This window comes from Frigoribacterium sp. Leaf8 (genome assembly GCF_001421165.1).
Taxonomy (GTDB): Bacteria; Actinomycetota; Actinomycetes; order Actinomycetales; family Microbacteriaceae; genus Frigoribacterium.
Genome location: NZ_LMKB01000006.1, coordinates 410,005 through 427,766 on the forward strand (window position 1 = coordinate 410,005; position 17,762 = coordinate 427,766).

At 71.6% G+C, this 17,762-nt stretch carries 15 protein-coding genes and 1 tRNA gene; 5 read left to right on the plus strand and 11 right to left on the minus strand.

Annotated elements, in window-relative coordinates; translation table 11 throughout:
* Positions 1 to 133: 133 nt before the first annotated feature.
* On the minus strand, positions 134 to 1,261 hold the full coding sequence (locus ASL10_RS13435; protein ID WP_056048799.1) for an aminotransferase class V-fold PLP-dependent enzyme: 1,128 nt from the start codon (positions 1,259 to 1,261) through the stop codon (positions 134 to 136).
* A gap of 324 nt (positions 1,262 to 1,585) precedes the next feature.
* Positions 1,586 to 2,374: an isoprenyl transferase gene (locus tag ASL10_RS13440; protein WP_043597826.1), complete on the minus strand. Its 789-nt coding sequence runs from the start codon at positions 2,372 to 2,374 to the stop codon at positions 1,586 to 1,588.
* A gap of 85 nt (positions 2,375 to 2,459) precedes the next feature.
* On the opposite strand from ASL10_RS13440, the gene ASL10_RS13445 reads away from it, so the two are divergent.
* Entirely contained in the window at positions 2,460 to 3,236 is a 777-nt protein-coding gene (locus tag ASL10_RS13445) for a hemolysin III family protein (protein ID WP_082460586.1), read from the plus strand.
* Positions 3,237 to 3,294: 58 nt separating this feature from the next.
* Here ASL10_RS13445 and ASL10_RS13450 read toward each other — a convergent pair whose 3' ends face one another.
* Entirely contained in the window at positions 3,295 to 3,669 is a 375-nt protein-coding gene (locus ASL10_RS13450) for a hypothetical protein (RefSeq protein ID WP_056048802.1), read from the minus strand.
* A complete protein-coding gene (gene mca, locus ASL10_RS13455) occupies positions 3,666 to 4,556 on the minus strand; it encodes a mycothiol conjugate amidase Mca (RefSeq protein WP_192122780.1) in 891 nt (296 codons plus the stop codon). The genes ASL10_RS13450 and mca overlap by 4 nt, the downstream gene beginning before the upstream one ends.
* 69 nt (positions 4,557 to 4,625) lie before the next feature.
* Here mca and ASL10_RS13460 point away from each other — a divergent pair, with 69 nt between their 5' ends.
* Both ASL10_RS13460 and greA read left to right on the plus strand, forming a co-directional pair.
* Positions 4,626 to 5,048, plus strand: a complete 423-nt coding sequence (locus ASL10_RS13460; RefSeq protein ID WP_043597824.1) for a DUF4307 domain-containing protein — start codon at positions 4,626 to 4,628, stop codon at positions 5,046 to 5,048.
* A gap of 142 nt (positions 5,049 to 5,190) precedes the next feature.
* On the plus strand, positions 5,191 to 5,682 hold the full coding sequence (gene greA / locus ASL10_RS13465) for a transcription elongation factor GreA (protein WP_056048805.1): 492 nt from the start codon (positions 5,191 to 5,193) through the stop codon (positions 5,680 to 5,682).
* Positions 5,683 to 6,003: 321 nt separating this feature from the next.
* Here greA and ilvA read toward each other — a convergent pair whose 3' ends face one another.
* Entirely contained in the window at positions 6,004 to 7,242 is a 1,239-nt protein-coding gene (ilvA, locus tag ASL10_RS13470) for a threonine ammonia-lyase (protein ID WP_056048808.1), read from the minus strand.
* On the minus strand, positions 7,235 to 8,416 hold the full coding sequence (locus ASL10_RS13475; RefSeq protein ID WP_082460588.1) for an AI-2E family transporter: 1,182 nt from the start codon (positions 8,414 to 8,416) through the stop codon (positions 7,235 to 7,237). The genes ilvA and ASL10_RS13475 overlap by 8 nt, the downstream gene beginning before the upstream one ends.
* 130 nt (positions 8,417 to 8,546) lie before the next feature.
* On the opposite strand from ASL10_RS13475, the gene ASL10_RS13480 reads away from it, so the two are divergent.
* Positions 8,547 to 9,797 carry a winged helix-turn-helix domain-containing protein gene (locus tag ASL10_RS13480; RefSeq protein ID WP_056048811.1) on the plus strand — a complete coding sequence of 417 codons (1,251 nt, stop codon included), beginning with the start codon at positions 8,547 to 8,549 and terminating at the stop codon, positions 9,795 to 9,797.
* On the opposite strand, the gene ASL10_RS13485 is transcribed toward ASL10_RS13480, so the two are convergent.
* On the minus strand, positions 9,794 to 10,699 hold the full coding sequence (locus tag ASL10_RS13485; RefSeq protein WP_056048814.1) for a M48 family metalloprotease: 906 nt from the start codon (positions 10,697 to 10,699) through the stop codon (positions 9,794 to 9,796). The genes ASL10_RS13480 and ASL10_RS13485 overlap by 4 nt on opposite strands.
* Before the next feature lie 25 nt (positions 10,700 to 10,724).
* Positions 10,725 to 11,306, minus strand: coding sequence for a LemA family protein (locus ASL10_RS13490; RefSeq protein ID WP_043597810.1), 582 nt, complete (start codon positions 11,304 to 11,306; stop codon positions 10,725 to 10,727).
* 217 nt (positions 11,307 to 11,523) lie between these two features.
* Between ASL10_RS13490 and ASL10_RS13495 the strand changes: the two genes are divergently transcribed.
* Positions 11,524 to 13,746 (plus strand): Ig-like domain-containing protein, encoded by a 2,223-nt coding sequence (locus ASL10_RS13495; protein WP_157485507.1) that lies wholly within the window; start codon positions 11,524 to 11,526, stop codon positions 13,744 to 13,746.
* Positions 13,747 to 14,762: 1,016 nt separating this feature from the next.
* Here the strand turns inward: ASL10_RS13495 and ASL10_RS13500 are convergent.
* The 3 genes from ASL10_RS13500 to ASL10_RS13510 all read right to left on the minus strand — a co-directional run bounded on the left by ASL10_RS13500 (position 14,763) and on the right by ASL10_RS13510 (position 17,760).
* A tRNA-Leu gene (locus tag ASL10_RS13500) sits at positions 14,763 to 14,836 on the minus strand.
* Positions 14,837 to 14,964: 128 nt separating this feature from the next.
* Complete coding sequence (locus tag ASL10_RS13505; protein WP_082460589.1) at positions 14,965 to 16,473, minus strand: NAD(P)/FAD-dependent oxidoreductase; 1,509 nt, start codon at positions 16,471 to 16,473, stop codon at positions 14,965 to 14,967.
* 39 nt (positions 16,474 to 16,512) lie between these two features.
* Positions 16,513 to 17,760, minus strand: a complete 1,248-nt coding sequence (locus tag ASL10_RS13510) for a S8 family serine peptidase (RefSeq protein WP_056048819.1) — start codon at positions 17,758 to 17,760, stop codon at positions 16,513 to 16,515.
* Positions 17,761 to 17,762: the final 2 nt, after the last annotated feature.

The following is a 17,762-nucleotide window of genomic DNA, read 5'->3' on the forward strand; positions in this document are numbered from 1 at the left end:
TGTGTCGAACCTACGACGCGCCTCCGACATCCGCATCATCGACACCACCGTGTCGTGTGACGATCAGGTGAACGACCCTCATGTAACGGTCGAGGGTGCGGCGCGCGAGCCCCACCCCGCAGGGCGGTCCCGCCTAGTAGAAGACGGTCGTGCCGAACGAGGTGAACGCACCCCGCAGCATCTCGAACGAATCGTCGCCCGTGGACACGTGCACGCTCAGCCGCACGGTCGTGTCCCGCACGGTGGCCGTGACCCCGTGGTTGATCAGTGCGGCCGTCAGCGTCGTCATCTGGTCGAGGGCGGGTTCGAGCACGACGATGCCGGCGCGCTCCGCCTCGTCGCGCGGCGAGACCACCGGCACCGCGAACTCGTCGGCGAGGTCGATCACCCGCGTGGCCCGCTCGGCCACGGCCCGCGAGACGGCGGCGACGCCCACGTCGGCGAGGTCCTCGAGGGCCGTGGCGAGGCGCGCCTGGGCGATGGGGTCGGGATTCGTCAACTGGAACGCCGCAGCACCCGGGCGGGTCGGCTGCCGTCCGTGGTACGAGCCGCCGAGGGTCAGGTCGCTCCCGGCGACACCGCTGAACACCGGTGTCAGGGCCGAGAGCGCCCGGTCGCTCAGGGCAAGGAAGCCCGTCCCCCACCCGGCGCGGACCCACTTCTGACCGCCCGACGCCACGACGTCGGCCACGGCGTAGGGCGCGTCGACCACACCGAACCCCTGGATCGCGTCGACGATCAGCAACCGGTCGCCGATCACCTGGCGGATGCCCTCGAGGTCCACCAGGTACCCCGTGCGGTAGTCCACCAGGCTGACGGCCACGGCGGTGACCGAGTCGGTGAGGTGACGCTGCACCACGGCCGGCGTGACCACGTCGTGGTCGAGGTCCATCCAGACCGGCTCGAGCACGCGCAGGGCCTCGGAGGAGCGGGTCGCCGCGACGGGCATGCTCGGGTAGTCGCGCGGCGACATGAGCACCTGCCCGGTGAGACCGAACAGCGTGTGCGTGAGCCCTTCGCTCGTGTTCGGCTGGAAGACGACGTGGTCGGGTGCGAAGCCGACGAGGGACGAGATCGCCCGTCCGACGCGACCCGCCTGCTCGGTCAGGGCGATCTCGGACCCGAAACGGGCCCTCGCCTGCACCTCGACCAACGAGCGCTGCTCGTCGGCGACGGAGCTCGAGATGGGACCCCACTTCGCGAAGTCGAAGTATCCGGGCTCGTCGGTGAACCCCGAGGCGAGGTCGTCGATGGTCTTCACGGTGTTCTCCTAGGCGGCGGTGACTGGTCCACCGTAGTGCCGTCCGCGGTCCGCCGACCCGCGCCTCCTCGTCCGGTCGTCCGCGCGGGGCCGTGCGCGGGGGGCCAGCACGCGGCCGGCAAATCAGGAGAACGACGCACCAGAACCCCAGCAGGAGGCGCGGCGCAGCCGGATTCCGGAGTCGCCCACACCAGCCCGGCCACCGCGCGCACAGCCGGCAACTCAGGAGAACGACGCACCAGAACCCCTTGAGGAGGCGCGGCGCAGCCGGATTCCGGAGTTGCCGACACCAGCCCGGTCACCGCGTCGGCGGCCGCTCGGGCGTCAGCTGCCGTAGCGCCGGTGCCGAAGGGCGAAGTCGCGCACGGCCCGGAGGAAGTCGACCTCGCGCAGGTCGGGGTAGAAGGCCTCGACGAAGTAGAACTCGCTGTGGGCGCTCTGCCACAGCATGAAGTCGCTCAAGCGTTGCTCGCCCGACGTGCGGATCACGAGGTCGGGGTCGGGTTGGCCGCCGGTGTAGAGGTGGTCGGCGATGAGCTCGGGGGTGAGCACCTCGGCCAGGGCGTCGAGAGTGCCCCCCGCGGCGTCGTGCGCCCGCACGATGCTGCGCATGGCGTCGGCGATCTCACGGCGCCCGCCGTAGCCGACGGCGAGGTTCACGTGCAGCCCCGTCTTGTCGGCGGTCCGGGCCTGGGCCTCGCGCAGGGCCGAGCAGAGCGCCGGCGGCAGGTCGTCGGTCGCGCCGACGTGCTGCACGCGCCAGTCCCGCTGACGCGAGAGCTCGTCCGCGACGTCGCCGATGATGCCGAAGAGCTCGGTCAACTCGTCGGACTGTCGGTTGCCGAGGTTGTCGGCGGAGAGGAGGTACAGCGTGACCACCTTGATGCCGAGGTCGTCGCACCAGGTGAGGAACTCGCTGATCTTCGCGGCACCCGCGCGGTGCCCGTGGGCGGCGGTCTCGAGCATGCGCTGCTTGGCCCAGCGCCGGTTGCCGTCGACGATCATGGCGACGTGGTGCGGCAGCTCTTGACCGTCGAGGCTCCGGCGGATGCGGTTCTGGTAGAGGCCGTACAGGACTCCCCTGGCGAGGGGAGAGGGACGGCGCTTTTTCACAGGGCTACGGTAGCCCACGGCGGGCCGTCCACAGAGCCGAGGATTCTCAGCCCGCCTCCTCGGACGCTCCCCTAGGCTCGGCCCCATGAGCAGCCACACCGACGGAGATCGCGCGAGCCTCCGGGCAGACGAGGTCGACGGGGCCGACGGAGCCGACCGGGCAGACGGGGACGACATCCCGAACCTGCCGTTGCTCGACGACGCCCTCGCCTACCCCGGCATCGAGCGCAAACCGAGTTGGCGCGGCTGGATCCATGCGGCCACCTTCCCGGTCGCGATCGCGACCGGCGTGGTGCTCGTCGTCCTCGCGCAGGGCGTGGCGGCGACCTGGGCCTGCGCGGTCTTCATGACGACGTCGCTCCTGCTCTTCGGCATCTCGGCGACCTACCACCGCTTCCCGTGGAGCCCGAACGCGAAACGCTTCCTGAAGCGGCTCGACCACGCCAACATCTTCCTGCTGATCGCCGGCACCTACACGCCGATCGCGGTCATCGCCCTGCCGCCGTCGAAGGGCGTCACGCTGCTCGTGCTCGTCTGGACGGGCGCCGTGTTGGGCATCCTCTTCCGGGTGTTCTTCCTGAACGCGCCGCGGTGGTTGTACGTGCCGCTCTACGTCCTGCTGGGCGTCGGCGCCCTGGGGTTCATCGTCGACCTGCTCGACGCGAACGTCGCGATGATGGTGCTCGTGCTGGTCGGCGGCGCGCTCTACATCGCGGGTGCCGTGTTCTACGGCATCAAGAGGCCGAACCCCGTACCGGGGCACTTCGGATTCCACGAGCTGTTCCACACCATGACGGTGCTGGCGTACCTCTGCCACTGGACGGGCATCCTGCTCGTGGCCCTGGACCCGCCGACCTTCTAGCGCGAGGTCGTCCGAGCCGAGGAGGCGCGGGTCGCCACCCCGGCACCGGTCGCGTCGGTCACGAGTCGCGCTCGCGCCTCCTGCGGTCGCCGTCGTCGTCGAGGTCGCCCTCGACGGGGCGAGCCCGCCGATCGGCGTCTCCGGGGAGTTCTTCGTCGTCGAGAGCCGCGGCCGCCAGGGTCGCCTCGTCGCGCTCGGCCTGGATGCGCTCGCGCACCTCGCCTCGGTACCGGGTGCGTCGGACCCGACGGGTCATGTCGACGACGATCAGCACCGTCGCGACGGCGACGAACGCGATGGCGACGAAACCCCAGACGCCGGGCGTGACGGCCTCGTCGGGGATGGTCGACGGCGGCAGCGTCGGGTCGGGGGTCTGCGGCTGCGCCAGCAGACGGGTCGTGACCGCGACCACCGATTCGGAGAGCACGCTCATCGCTGCACCCCCACGAGGCCGGTGTCGGGGTCGACGACCCCGGCGAAGAGGTCGACCTCGGGCAGGTCGGACCCGACGTTCGACTCGACGAGCTGGAAGTCCTCGGTGGGCCAGGCGGCGACCTGGAGGTCGTGGGGCCAGAAGAAGAACGCGCTGTCGAGCGGCACCTGGCTGGCGTGCGACCGAAGGGCGGCGTCGCGCACGGGGAAGAAGTCGGAGACCGGCACGCGGGTCGTGGCCAGGTCGGGCCGGTCGCTGAAACGGGCCAGCATCTCGGTCAACGACTCGATGAGGGGCGACTCGGGGTCGCTCTCGCGCAGGTGCGTGATCATCGCGCCGATGCGTCCGGCACTGAACATGCGGTCGTAGTAGACCTTGTCGATCTGCCACGCGTCGCCGGTCGCCGGGTAGCGCTCGGGGTCGGAGGCGTCGCGGTAGGCCGCCATCGAGATCTCGTGCGTGCGGATGTGGTCGGGGTGGGGGTACCCGCCGTTCTCGTCGTAAGTCACCAGCACCTGCGGCTTGAACCGACGGATGATCGCGACGAGCGGCTCGGCGCTGATCTCGAGCGGGATGGTGGAGAACGAGTTGACCGCGACCGACTCGCCCTCGGCCGGCAGGCCCGAATCGGCGTAGCCCAGCCACAGGTGGTCGATGCCCATCGCCGCCTGGGCGGCCGCCATCTCGTGCACGCGCAGGCCCGCGATGTCACGCTCGGCGTGAGCTCGGGCCTCGAGCTGCTCGTTGAGGATCGACCCCTGCTCGCCGCCGGTGCAGCTGACGACGAGGACGTCGACGCCGAGGCTGCGGTAGTAGGCGTAGGTCGCCGAGCCTTTGCTGGACTCGTCGTCGGGGTGGGCGTGGACCGCCAGCAGGCGCAGGGTCAATTCTTCCTCGCAATGTGTGCCGGGCAGACGTTGCTACCCTGGGGACAGCTTAATCGGACGGAGATCCGCGTGACGTCCACGCCCCGTGTCACCTCGCCCTCGTCGCGCCTCGACGCACGGTACGGGCGTTCGCCGCGGGGTCGGCGCAGGCGCCTCGTCGTGGGCCTGTCCGTCGCCGTCGCCTTCGTCGTCGTCTTCGCGGCGTGGGTCGTCTTCGCCGCCTTCGACGGGACCTCGTCCCAGCTCGAATCCGCCGACGTGGGCTACCAGGTCACCTCCGACCGAGCCGTCGAGGTCCAGTACACGGTCACCGCGGACACGGGCGAGGCGGTCGACTGTGCGGTCGAAGCCCAGAACAGCGGCTTCGCGGTCGTCGGCTGGAAGATCGTGCACCTGCCCGCCTCCGAGCGGCGTTCGGTGACCTACACGACCTCGCTCGCGACGTCGGAACGGGCGGTCACGGGCTTGATCTACCGGTGCTGGCTTCCCTAGACTGCTCGGAATCGCACGACGAGACCGGCCACTCGGCCGGTCTCCTTTTTTCGGTGGGCGACCTCGCCCCGGCTCCCGGCACCGCGCCTCCTCGGCTCGAGTCGCCCGACCGGGTTCGGCCGCCGCACGAAACGGAGACACCATGAGCACTGACAACGAGACCACCTGGCTCACGACGGACGCCCGCGACCGTCTGCAGGCCGAGCTCGACACCCTCAGCGGCGAGGGACGTCGCGAGATCGCGTCACGCATCGAAGCCGCCCGCGAAGAGGGCGACTTGAAGGAGAACGGCGGCTACCACGCCGCCAAGGACGAGCAGGGCAAGATGGAGGCGCGCATCCGTACGCTGATCAACCTGCTGAAGCACGCGACGGTCGGTGACTCGACGGCCGCCGACGGCATCGTCGGCCCCGGCACCGTCGTCACGGCGACCATCGCCGGCGACGAGAGCACCTTCCTGCTCGGCAACCGCGAGATCATCGCCGCCGGCAGCGACCTCTCGGTCTACAGCGAGACCAGCCCGCTCGGCCAGGCCATCAACGGGCTGAAGGTCGGCACGACGACCAGCTACACCGCCCCGAACGGCAAGGACATCTCGGTGTCGATCACGAACGTCGAGACCTACCAGCCGTAGGTCCGACGCCGAAGGCCCCCGCTCGAACGGAGCGGGGGCCTTCGTCGTCCCGGCCGCGGGGGCCCGGACCCTCGACGGGGGTGTCGGCAACTCCGGAATGCGGCGTCGTCCGCGGCAGTCCTGCGCCCGCGGGCGGCCGTTCTCCTGAGTTGCCGACGGGGACGCGGTGCCGTCAGGAGGCGCGGGCGCGGTCGGGACGCGCAGACCCGGTCAGGAGGCGCGGGCCACCGTCAGGAGGCGCGGACACGGTCAGGACGCGCAGACCTGGTCAGGAGGCACGGCCACGGTCAGGAGGCGCGGGGCACGTCTCGCGGAGTCGGCTCAGAAGTCGACGTTGGGCTCGTACCCGGCGTCGCGGAGCCGTTGCAGGACCTCTTCGACGTGGTCCGGCCCGCGCGTCTCGACGCTGAGCTCGAGTTCGACCTCGCTGATCTGGAGCCCGCGACCGTGGCGGGTGTGCAGCACCTCGACCACGTTCGCGTTGGCGTCGGACAGCACCTCGCTGACGCGGGTCAGCTGGCCGGGGCGGTCGGGCATGCCGATGCGCAGCTTGACGTAGCGGGCGGCGGCCGCGAGGCCGCGACCGATCACGCGCTCCATCATCAGCGGGTCGATGTTGCCGCCGCTGAGGATCACCACGGTCGTGCCGAGGTCACGCACCTGCTCGGTGAGGATCGCGGCGATGCCCACGGCACCCGCGGCCTCGACGACGAGCTTCGCGCGCTCGAGCAGCACGAGCATCGCCCGGGCCGTGTCGTCGTCGCTGACCGTGACGATCTCGTCGACCGTGTCGCGGATGATCTCGAAGTTGAGCACGCCGGGTTTCGCCACGGCGATGCCGTCGGCGATCGTGGGCTGGGCGTCGATGTCGGTCCGCACGCCGAGTTTCATCGAGACGGCGTACGGGGCGGCGTTGGCCGCCTGCACGCCGATGATGCGGACGTCGCGCCCGGTGCGTGCCGCGCTCTGCTTCAGGGCGCTGGCGACGCCGGCCGCCAGCCCACCTCCGCCAACGGGCACGATCACGGTGTCGACGTCGGGCACCTGTTCGAGGATCTCGAGCCCCAGCGTGCCCTGGCCCGCCACGACGTCGGCGTGGTCGAACGGGGGAATGAAGACGGCGCCGGTCGTGTCGGCGAACTCTTGTGCGGCTCGCAGCGACTGCTCGACCGTGTGCCCCCGGAGGACGACGTCGGCGCCGTAGTGCCGGGTCGCCTGCAACTTGGGCAGGGCCACGCCGACGGGCATGAAGATCGTGGCCACGATGCCGAGTTCACGGGCCGCCAGGGCGACACCCTGAGCGTGGTTGCCGGCCGACGCGGCGACGACCCCGCGCGCCTTCTCGTCGTCGCTCAGCTGGGTCAGGCGGTTGTAGGCGCCTCGGATCTTGTACGACCCGGTGCGCTGCAGGTTCTCGCACTTGAGGTGCACCCGCGAACCGAGCACCTCGGCGAGGTACTGCGAGGTCTCCATCGGGGTGACGCGGACGACCTGCGAGACGCGGTCGCGCGCCTCCTCGATCTCGACGAGGGTGGGACCGGCCAGGGTGCGTTCAGACATCGGTGAGGCCTCCGGGCTGCGTGACGTCGTGCTCGACGGGTCGCGGCTTCTCTCGCCACGTACCCCTCGCGACGTAGGTGATCATGACGTTCAGCACGGCCACGAACGGGACCGCGAAGAGGGCGCCGGGGATCCCGGCGACCAGGGTGCCGGCCGCGACGGCGAAGACGACGGCCAACGGGTGCACCTTGACGGCACTGCCCATGACGAACGGCTGCAACAGGTGCCCCTCGATCTGCTGCACGAGGATCACCACGGCGAGCATGAGCAGGGCCACGACCCAGCCGTTGTAGACGAGGGCGATGACGACGGCGACGGCTCCGGTCGCGACGGCGCCCACGACGGGCACGAACGACCCGAGGAAGACCGCGATGGCGATCGGTGCCACCAGGGGCAGGCCGAGGAAGAGCGCCCCCAACCCGATGCCCACGGCGTCGACGAACGCGACGAAGATCTGCACCTTGACGAAGTTGGTCAGGGTGAGCCAGCCCGCGCGGCCCGCCCCGTCGATCGCCGGGTGCGAGGCCCGGGGGAAGAGCCGGACGACCCACCGCCAGATCTCGGACCCGCCGACGAGCACGAAGATCGTCGCGAAGAGCCCGAGCACGAGCCCGGCCGCGACGTGACCCGCGGTCGACCCGACCGAGAGCGCACCGCGCACGAGCGGCTGACTGTCTTGCTGGACGGCCGCCACCGCGTCGGACACGTACCCGTTGATCTGCGCCTCGGTGAGGTGCAACGGCGAGGTGAGCAGGAAGTCCTTGAAGTCGCCGTAGGAGGCGATCGAGCGATCACGCAACGAGGGCCAGCCGTCGACGATCTGGAGGACGACCAGGACGACGAGGCCCGAGACCACGACGAGGAACCCCACCAGGACGGACACGACCGCCAACCACTTGGGCCAGCGGTGCCGCTGCAGCCACCCCGAGAGCGGGACGAGCAGCGCGGAGATCAACAGGGCCACCAAGAAAGGGATGACGATGACCCGCAGCTGGGTGATCGACCAGATGACGACGCCGGCCACGGCCACGATCACCAGGATGCGCCAGGACCAGGCCCCGGCGATGACCATGCCCCGCGGCACCGACGGATCGGCGACGACACCGGCCGCGCGACCGCTCGTGACGTCGCCCTGCACCTCGTCGCCGCGCGTGGGGCGGTTCCGCCAGATCATCGCGTCAGTTTATGGCCCTGCGGGGCCGGTCACCTACCCCTCCACATGCCGGTGCACGCATGTGTCGACGGGGACCAGGCGACACCAGGAGGCGCGGCGCGCGTCGGTGGCCGTCGCTACAGTCGTCCGCGTGCCCCGTCAGCAGCTCTCCCCCGCCCAGGCCCGTCGTGTCGCCTTGGCGGCCCAGGGCTTCGGGAGGCCCGTCGACGGCCCTGCCCGCCCGGGGACGCGGCAGCTGAACGGCCTCGTCGATCGCCTCGGCCTGCTGCAGATCGACTCGGTGAACGTGTTCGAGCGCAGCCACTACCTGCCCGCGTTCGCACGACTGGGCGCGTACGACCGCGCGACCCTCGACCGCCTCACCTTCGCTCCCCGCGGGCGGTACGTCGAGTACTGGGCCCACGAGGCCGCCATCGTCCCGGTGTCGACCTGGCCCCTGTTGCGGTGGCGCATGCGCGACTACGACGCGAAGTGGCGGGGGGACGCCTCCTCGTGGCTGTCCACGAGTCCGCGCATGGAACGCTGGCTGCTCGACGAGATCCGTGACAAGGGGCCGCTGCCGGCCAGCCTGGTCGAGGCCGACGCCGCCCTCTTCCCCCAGCCCGACCGGACGGGCCCGTGGTGGGGGTGGGGTGACGTGAAGCGCGGCCTCGAGTCGCTGTTCCGCACGGGCGCCCTGGTCAGTGCCGGTCGCCGTCGGTTCGAGCGCGTCTACGCGCTGCCCGAACAGGTGCTGTCGGCTGAGGTCCTGGCCGTCGACGTCGACCGCCACGAGGCCCACCGGCGCCTCGTCGCCCACGCGGCCCGCGCCTCCGGGGTCGCGACGGCCGCCGACCTCGCCGACTACTTCCGTCTCAAGGCCGCCGACGTCGTACCCGCCCTGCGCGAGCTCCACGACGACGGTGTCGTCGAACCCGTGGACGTGCCGGGTTGGGGTGCGACCGCGTGGCTGCACCGTGACGCCCGCGTACCCCGTCGGCTCGAGGCCGACGCCGTGCTGTCACCGTTCGACCCCGTCGTCTGGCACCGGCCCCGGGCGGAACGCCTCTTCGACTTCCGCTATCGCATCGAGATCTACACCCCGCGCGAGAAACGCGTGCACGGCTACTACGTCCTCCCCGTCCTGCAGGACGACCAGCTGGTGGCACGGGTCGACCTCAAGAGCGATCGTCAGGCGGGCGTCCTGCGGGTGCAGGCGGCATGGCATGAGCGCGACCTCCCCGTCGACGTCGAGCGGCTCGCGACGACGCTGCGCCGAGCGGCCGCCTGGCAGGGACTGCACGCCGTCGACGTGGCCGATCGGGGCGACCTGGCGGGGCGACTCCGCACGGTGCTGACCGGCCGGGACGACGCGGCCGGCCCGGCCGACCCCCTCGGTTAGAAGGTCCCGGCGTTCTGTCGCAGCCGCTGGATGCGATCGGCGAGCGGAGGGTGCGTGCTGAAGAGTCGGTCCATCACGCCGGGCTTCATCGGATCGCTGATCCAGAGATGCGACATCGAGGTGTTCTGCTGCCGCATGGGCCGCCCCTGGGCACCGAGCTTCTCGAGGGCTCGGGCGAGACCCTCGGGGTACCGCGTCGTCAACGCCCCGGTGGCATCGGCGAGGTACTCGCGCTGACGCGAGACGGCCGCCTGGACACCTGCCGCGGCGAGAGGGGCGATGATCATGGCCACCAGACCGAGCACCAGGAAGACGGGGTTCCCGCCGCCCCCACCGTTGTTGTTCGAGTTGCGGTTCCCCCCTGACAACGCGCTGAAGAACGACATGCGCAACAGGATGTCGGCCAGGAAGCCCACGGCCACGACGAGGCCGAACACCATGGTCGACACACGGATGTCGTAGTTCTTCACGTGACCGAGCTCGTGAGCCATGACGCCCTGGAGCTCGCTGTCGTCCATGATCTCGAGCAGGCCGGTCGTGGCGGCGACCACGGCGTGTTCCGGGTCGCGGCCCGTGGCGAAGGCGTTGGGGGCCGGATCGACCACGACGTAGACCTTGGGCATCGGCATGCCCATCGTGATGCTGAGGTTCTCGACCGTGCGGTACAACCGCGGAGCCGTCACACCGTCGACCTGCTGGGCGTTGCTCATCGAGAGCGCCTGCCCGCTTGCCGCGAAGTACTGGATCACGGCGTACACCGCGGCACCGCCGAGAACCAGGAAACCGATCGACCCGTTGTTCCAGATGGCGCTCGCGGCGAACCCGAGGGCCCCGACGATCACCAGGAAGATCAGGACGATGAAGACGGTGTTGCGCTTGTTGCGCGAGATCGCGGAGTACACGGTGTCGAGGACGACTCGGACTGGATCAGAACTGGACGCGCGGCGGTTCGGCGATCGCCGACGGCTCGGAGACCTCGAAGAAGTCCCGCTCGCTGAAGCCGAGCCGCTTCGCGAAGAGGGAGTTGGGGAAGACGCGGTTCTTGGTGTTGAACTCGCGGACGCCGCCGTTGTAGAAGCGGCGCGCGGCTTGGATCTTGTCCTCGGTGTCGACCAGCTCGGACTGCAACTGCAGGAAGTTCTGGCTCGCCTGGAGCTGCGGGTAGGCCTCGGCCACGGCGAAGATGCTCTTCAGGGCGGTCTGCATGTGCCCTTCGGCAGCCGACGCCTCGGCCGGTGTGCCCGCCCCGATGGTCTCGGCACGGGCCGCCGTCACGTTCTGGAAGACGGACGATTCGTGCGAGGCGTATCCCTTGACCGCCTCGATGATGTTGGGGATCAGGTCGGCCCGGCGTTTGAGCTGGATCGTGATGTCGCTCCACGCCTCGTCGACGCGCACCTTCAGGGTCACCAACGAGTTGTAGGTGGCCCAGAGGTAGATGCCGATGATGACCGCGAGCAGGACGATGATCCCTGCTGCTACCAAGATGCCGATCGTGGCCGGTTGCATGACGTGTCACTCCTAGGTGGTGGACCGATGACGGCGGGCGCCGGATGGTCGCCCGCGACCGGGGTCGGGTCGTCGGGAGTCCGTTGGACACTATAAATGCGCTGCATGTGGGGTCCCTGCCCGCCGGGTGATCTCGAAGCAGACTCCCGAGGAGGGCCCGACCGGGCATCTCCCCCGCACAACGGATTGACTTGTACCCCGCGAACGTGCTGAATGGGTGACAGTGTTCGAGCCGCCGACCCTGCGTCCCCCGCGTCCGTCGACCCCCGTCGACGGACGGCTCGTGGTCGAGCCGCGACACGGACGACGTGTCGCCTCGACCCTCGCGACGGTCGTGCTGGGTCTCTCGCTCGCCCTGTCGGGCGGAGTCGGCGCGCTCGCCGCGGGCAGCCCGTCGGGCACCCCCGCACCCGGCCCGTCGCTCGGCCAGTCCCCTCCCGGTCCGGTCGCACCCACGATCGGCGACGTCGGAGACCGGGACGTGAACGCCGTCGTGGTCGGCGGGACCGGCACGCCCGGAGCCACCGTGAGGGTGCTCGACCCCCGCGTCCCCAGTCGAGCCCTCTGCGAGGTCACCCTGCCCACCGGTGACCCGGCCGGCGTCCCCTGGTCGTGCCCGGTGACGCTGGAGGACGGTGCCGACCAGACCCTCACGGTCCGAGACGTGACGAATGCCGCCGTGGTCGACGACGCCGTCAGCGCTCCGTTCTCGGTGCTCGGCCCGCCCACGGTCCAGGGCGGACCCGCCGTCGGTGGCAAGGTCGCGGGCACCGCGTTCCCCGGTGCCCGCATCACCGTCGGCGGGGGCGCGGCACCGGTCTCGGCGACGGCCGACGACGCCGGGGCCTGGTCGGCCGTGCTCCCGTCGGCGACCTGGCCGACCGGCCGGTACACGGTCACGGCGTCCCAGTCCTCGGACTCCGTTCCCGCCGTGCCCCGGTCCTCGACCTCCACCGGCGTCACCGTCACGATCGACCGCGACCCACCCGCCCCGCCGGCCGTGCTCTCGCCCCGGGCCGGCGAACGGGTCGCCTCGCAACCGCTCACCTTCTCGGGGACGGGAGAAGACGGCGCGACCGTCACCGCCTACGTCGACAGCACACCCGTCTGCCAGGCCACGGTCTCCGGCGGCGCATGGGCCTGCACGTCGTCCGATGCCGCCCTCGCCGATGGCGAGCACGTGGTCCAGGCCGCCCAGATCGACCCGTCGGTGAACGTCGGGCCGCCCAGCGCGGGCATCTCGATCACGGTGACGTCGTCGGCCGCGCAGCCCGCGCCTCCTTCGTCCTCGGCCGCTCCGGCACCGACGGCGGCGCCCGGCGCGTCCGGGGGCGCCGTCCCCTCCGAGCCGTCTCCCGGGACGCCCGGAGCCCCGGGGACCGGTGACGGGCCGGGAGGCGCTCCCGGTGGCGACGGCGAGGTACCACCCGAAGCCTCCACACCGACGGCGGACTCCTGGGCGGCCGCGACGACGTTCGGTCGCGACCTGCCGTCCCTCGGCCGGACGATGACCGGGACGGGATGGTTGATCGCTCTCGGCCTCGCAGCCGCGTTCGTGCTGCTCGTCGTCGCCCCGGCACGTCTGCTGGCCACGGCGATGCGAGGTCGCCTCGCGCCGCGCGCCCCGCGGCTCACCGGCCGGAACCGTCGTCGGGAACTCCCGACCTCGTTCTCGACCGCCACACTCGACCCGCGCCTCGCCGCCGGGTTGACCATCGCGGCCGGAGCCGCCGTGGTCGGGCTGGCGGCCGGCCTCGACGACGAGGTCCGCTACGCACGCCTGTTCGCCGGGATCGTCGTCGGAGTCGCCCTGGTCAACGTGCTCGCGGTCGTCGTCCCCACCCTGGTGATGGGGCGTTCCCCGGACCGCGAGGCGCGCATCCACATGTCACCGCGCCTCCTCCTCGTCGCCGTCGTCGCCTGCGCGGTGACGCGGTCGCTCGGCCTGGACCCGCCCCTCGTGCTCGGGGTGGTGCTCGTCGGAAGCCTCGCCGCAGCGCCCCGGTCGGCGCACCACGGCCGGACCGGTGAGGTGGGCGATCGCGAGGCAGGACTGCTCGCGCTCGTCCAGGTCGCCGCTCTGGTGGTCGTGGCGGCCGGAGCCTGGGCCGTCCACGGCGCCCTCCCCGCCACCGGTGGGTTCTTCACCGAGTTGGCCCTCGAGACGAGCGCGACGGTCTGCCTGACCGGGCTCGGATCGCTCGTGCTCGCGCTCGTGCCGGTGGGCTCCCTGCCTGGTCGACGCCTCTGGGCCTGGTCGCGCCCGCTCCACGTGGCTCTCACGGTCGTCGGCGTCACGGCGGCCGCCGCCGTGCTCACGGGCGGCTCGTCGTCCTTCCCGATCGGAGGCGCGGTCGTGGCCGCCGCCGTGACCGCGGGCCTCTGCGTCGCGGCCTGGCTCTGGACGTCGTTCGTCGAGATCGACACCGACGACGCCTGACCTGACGCGCCTCCGTCGCCGGCCGTCTCGACTGCGGTCCACGCGACGGCGGTCGGGGCGGCGGCGGGCGGGGCGGCGGCGGTCGCGCGGACGGCTGCCAGGCCGTCGGGCTGCCGGTGGTCCCGGTCTCGCCGCATTGCCTGCCGCAGTCGGCGTCGTCGGCGTCGTCGCCGTCGGCAACTCAGGAAATCAACGCACGAACGGACGGAAACGGCCTGCCGATCCTCTGATCTCCTGAGTTGTCGACGTAGAGCAGGGCGGGGCTAGGCAGGGCGGGCGGGGCAGGGCAGGGCAGACGGAGCGGGGCAGGGCAGGGCAGACGGAGCAGGGCAGGGTAGGGCAGGGCGGAGCGGGGCCAGGCAGGGCAGGGCGGAGCGGGGCAGGGCGGAACGGGGCGGGGCAGGGACAGGGACAGGGCGGAGCGGGGCAGAGCGCGGCAGAGCAGGGCTGAGCGCGGCCGGCAGGGTGCGGCGAGGTAGCTCGGGGCGCGGCAGGGGGCGGCGGAGCGGAACACGCGGGCGGACAGCGCGCGACAGGGGCCGAGGCGATGCGGCCACACGGCGGACGCGACCGCCGGCCGGACGCCTGAAGTCGGCAACTCAGGAGAACGACGCCGGAACGCGCGCGACGTGCCCCGGAGCACGCCGATCTCCTGAGTTGCCGACGATGCTCGCGCCGCGCGGGCGGGCGGTCGGGCGGGCGGTCTGGCTGGCAGAGCTGGCGGGGCTACGGGGTGGGAACGGACGAGCGGGCGAGGGGGCGGGGGCCTACGCGAGAGCAGGAGGCGCGGGCGAGGGCGCGGGCTCGGGCTCGGGCTCGGGGCCTAGGCGAGAGCAGGAGGCGGGGGCGAGAGAAGGAGGCGCGGGCGGGGGCCTACGCGAGAGCAGGAGGCGCGGGCGGGTTCGTCCGCGAGGCGCCTGCGTCCCGCAGGGGCCCGGCCGCGATCGACACCGCGTGCCGGGGCAGATGCGACCTCGCCACCGCGGGGCGACACGGGCCCCGCGAGGGGCGGCGCGTGCCCCCGCAGGGACTCGAACCCTGACTGAAGCGATTTTAAGTCGCCTGCCTCTGCCGATTGGGCTACGGGGGCCCGAGCGACCAGCCTACGAGACGCGGACGCCCGCCACGCTGCAGGCAGCGGGCGGGCGTCTCGGACGTGCTCGAGGGTCACTCGGAGGCGGGCACCCCGTCGGTCACCGAGGTCTCGCCGGTGATCTCCTACTTGGCGGCGGGCTTGCGCGCGGGCGCCTTGCGAGGAGCACCGGTCGCTGCCTCGCCGACCTCGGCCGTGCCCTTCTTGGCCGTTCCGTCGTCCTCGACCGGGTTCGCGTACGCGGGCCCCGCCTCGCCGGCAGGCTGGCCGGCACCGACGGATGCGGGCGCGGGAACCTCGGCGGGCGTCTCGACGGCCGCCTTGGGACGCGAGGCGAACTCTTCGAAGGCCGCCCGGGGACGCTCACGGTTGTCGAGCGAGACGATGTCGCGTCCCAACCAGAAGTTGTTCCACCAACCGCCGACGACGCGGAACTTGCGCTCGAAGGAGGGCATCGCCATGCCGTGGTACCCGCGGTGGGCGGCCCAGGCCGGGAAGCCCTTCATGGCGAACTTGCCGCTCTGGAAGACGCCGACGTTCAGCCCCAGGCCGGCGACGGCTCCGAGGTTCTCGTGCTTGTAGTCGACGAGTCCTTCTCCGCGGAGCGAGGCGACGATGTTCTTCGCGAGACGCTTGCCCATGCGGACGGCGTGCTGGGCGTTCGGCACGCAGAAGCCGCCCACGCCCTTCCCGGTGAGGTCGGGGGTGGCGGCGACGTCACCACAGGCCCAGGCGTCGGGGACGACGGTCTCGCCGTCGACGATGCGCAGGTCGGCCTTGACGGTGATGCGTCCGCGCTGTTCGAGCGGGAAGTCGGTGCCGCGGACCATCGGGTTGGCCATGACGCCGGCCGTCCAGACGATGAGGTCGGACTCGAACGACTCGCCCGTGGACAGTTCGATCTTCCCGCCGACCGCCGACTGCAGCTGCGTGTCGAGGTGGACCGTCGCGGCGCGTTCGGCGAGGTTCTTGAGCACCCAGTGGCTCGTCTCGAGCGAGACCTCGGGCATGATGCGGCCCATCGCCTCGACGAGGTGGAAGTGCGTGTCGTCGATGGTGAGGTCGGGGTAGTTCTTGAGCAGGTCGCTGGCGAAGCTGCGCAGCTCGGCGAAGACCTCGATGCCGGCGAAGCCACCGCCGACCACGACGACCGTGAGCAGGCGGTCGCGCTCGGGACCGGCCGGCAGGTTGGCGGCCTTCTGGAAGTTCGTGAGCACCTTGTCGCGGATCGCGGCGGCCTCTTCGATGGTCTTGAGGCCGATGGCCTCGTCGGCGACGCCCGGGATCGGGAAGGTGCGGGACACGGCGCCGGCCGTCATGACGATCTGGTCGTACTGCATCGTCCACGCGTCGCCCACCTCGGGCGTGATCGTGGCGGTCTTCGAGGCGTGGTCCACGCCGGTGACCTTGGCCGTGACGACGTTCGTCTTCTTGAGGTGGCGGCGGAGGGCGACGACCGCGTGGCGCGGCTCGATCGACCCGGCGGCGACCTCGGGCAGGAACGGCTGGTACGTCATGTAGGGCAGCGGGTCGACGATCGTGACCTCGGCCTCACCCGCGCGCAACCACTTCTCGAGCTTCCAGGCAGTGTAGAAACCGGCGTAGCCGCCGCCGACGATCAGGATTTTGGGCACGGCGAATGTCTCCTTGAGGTGGGGGTGTCGCAGACGACCTTACCCCGAGCGCCGCGCACGCCTGAACTGGCGGACCGCCCCGACGGCGACGAGGACGGCCGCTCCCCCGAAGACCGTGAGGACGATCAACGGGATGCCCGTCGACCTCATGGTCTCGACCGTGGGCAGCAGGACCGCCAACGGCTGACCCGGATCGGTCACCGGTGTCGGCACGGGGGCCTCGACGGTCGGGTTCGTCGCCTGCGCCGACGGCGCCGGCACGTCCGCCCGCCGGTGCACCCGGATCCACTCGGCCAGGTCGCCCATGGGGTTCTCGGCGACCGTCGGCACCGAGGCCGTGACGGCCGCGGCCGCGTCGACGAGGCCGTGCCCGTACAGCGGGTCGGGTGTCGTGGCGCCCTTCGGCGTGGCCGTCGCGACGACGCGGTTGATGACGTCGTCGGCGTCGAGCTCGGGATGGGCACTGCGCACGAGGGCGACGATGCCCGCCACGAGGGGCGTGGCACCGCTCGTGCCGCTCCAGCTGTAGTGGACGTCACCGGGACCGACACCCACGAGGTCCTCGCTCGGGGCGGCCACACCGATCGTGATGCCCTGGCTCGACGCGTCGAAGCTCGCCGTGCCCTGGCGATCCACACCGGCGACGGTGAGGACGCCCGGCATGGTCGCGGGCGCGCCGACCTCGGTCGTGCCGCTGCCGCGGTTGCCGGCCGCCGCGACGACGACGACGTCGTGCTGCATGGCGTAGAGGAAGGCGTCGTCCCAGCTGGTCGGCCAGTCGAGCGTGTTGCGGGTCAGGGACATGTTGATGACGTCCGCCCCGGCGTCGACCGCCCAGCGCACCGCCCGGGCGATCTGGTCGTCGGAGTCCACCGCCGACGAGCCGAAGCCCACCGACACCGAGAGCAGGTCGGCCTCGGGCGCGACGCCGATCACGCCGTCGCCGGACCCGGTGCCACGGCCGGCGACCATCGATCCGACCAGCGTGCCGTGGTTCGGGTCGTCGCCGACGGGCGTCTGACCGTCGGCCGAGCCGAGCCCCGACACGTCGGTGCCGCCGACGACGACGCCCTGGAGTTCACGCACCGACGAATCGACGCCGGTGTCGATCACGGCCACGGTCGTCCCCGCCCCCCGTGTGGTCTGCCACGCCCGCTGGATGCCGTAGTCGGCGAGCCAGTACTCGGCATCGCGGACCTGGTCGGCCGATGCGGCCGACGCCGGCACGACGGCAGCGACGAGGGCCCCCAGCACGATCGCCACCACGAACCCCCCGGAACGGCGCACGC

Excerpts from the sequence above, each read along its gene's own strand:
- ASL10_RS13445 (WP_082460586.1), top strand. The coding sequence starts at position 2,460 with ATGAGCAGCCACACCGACGGAGATCGCGCGAGCCTCCGGGCAGACGAG.
- ASL10_RS13450 (WP_056048802.1), bottom strand. The coding sequence starts at position 3,669 with ATGAGCGTGCTCTCCGAATCGGTGGTCGCGGTCACGACCCGTCTGCTG.
- greA (WP_056048805.1), top strand. The coding sequence starts at position 5,191 with ATGAGCACTGACAACGAGACCACCTGGCTCACGACGGACGCCCGCGAC.
- ilvA (WP_056048808.1), bottom strand. The coding sequence starts at position 7,242 with ATGTCTGAACGCACCCTGGCCGGTCCCACCCTCGTCGAGATCGAGGAG.
- ASL10_RS13475 (WP_082460588.1), bottom strand. The coding sequence starts at position 8,416 with ATGATCTGGCGGAACCGCCCCACGCGCGGCGACGAGGTGCAGGGCGAC.
- ASL10_RS13490 (WP_043597810.1), bottom strand. The coding sequence starts at position 11,306 with ATGCAACCGGCCACGATCGGCATCTTGGTAGCAGCAGGGATCATCGTC.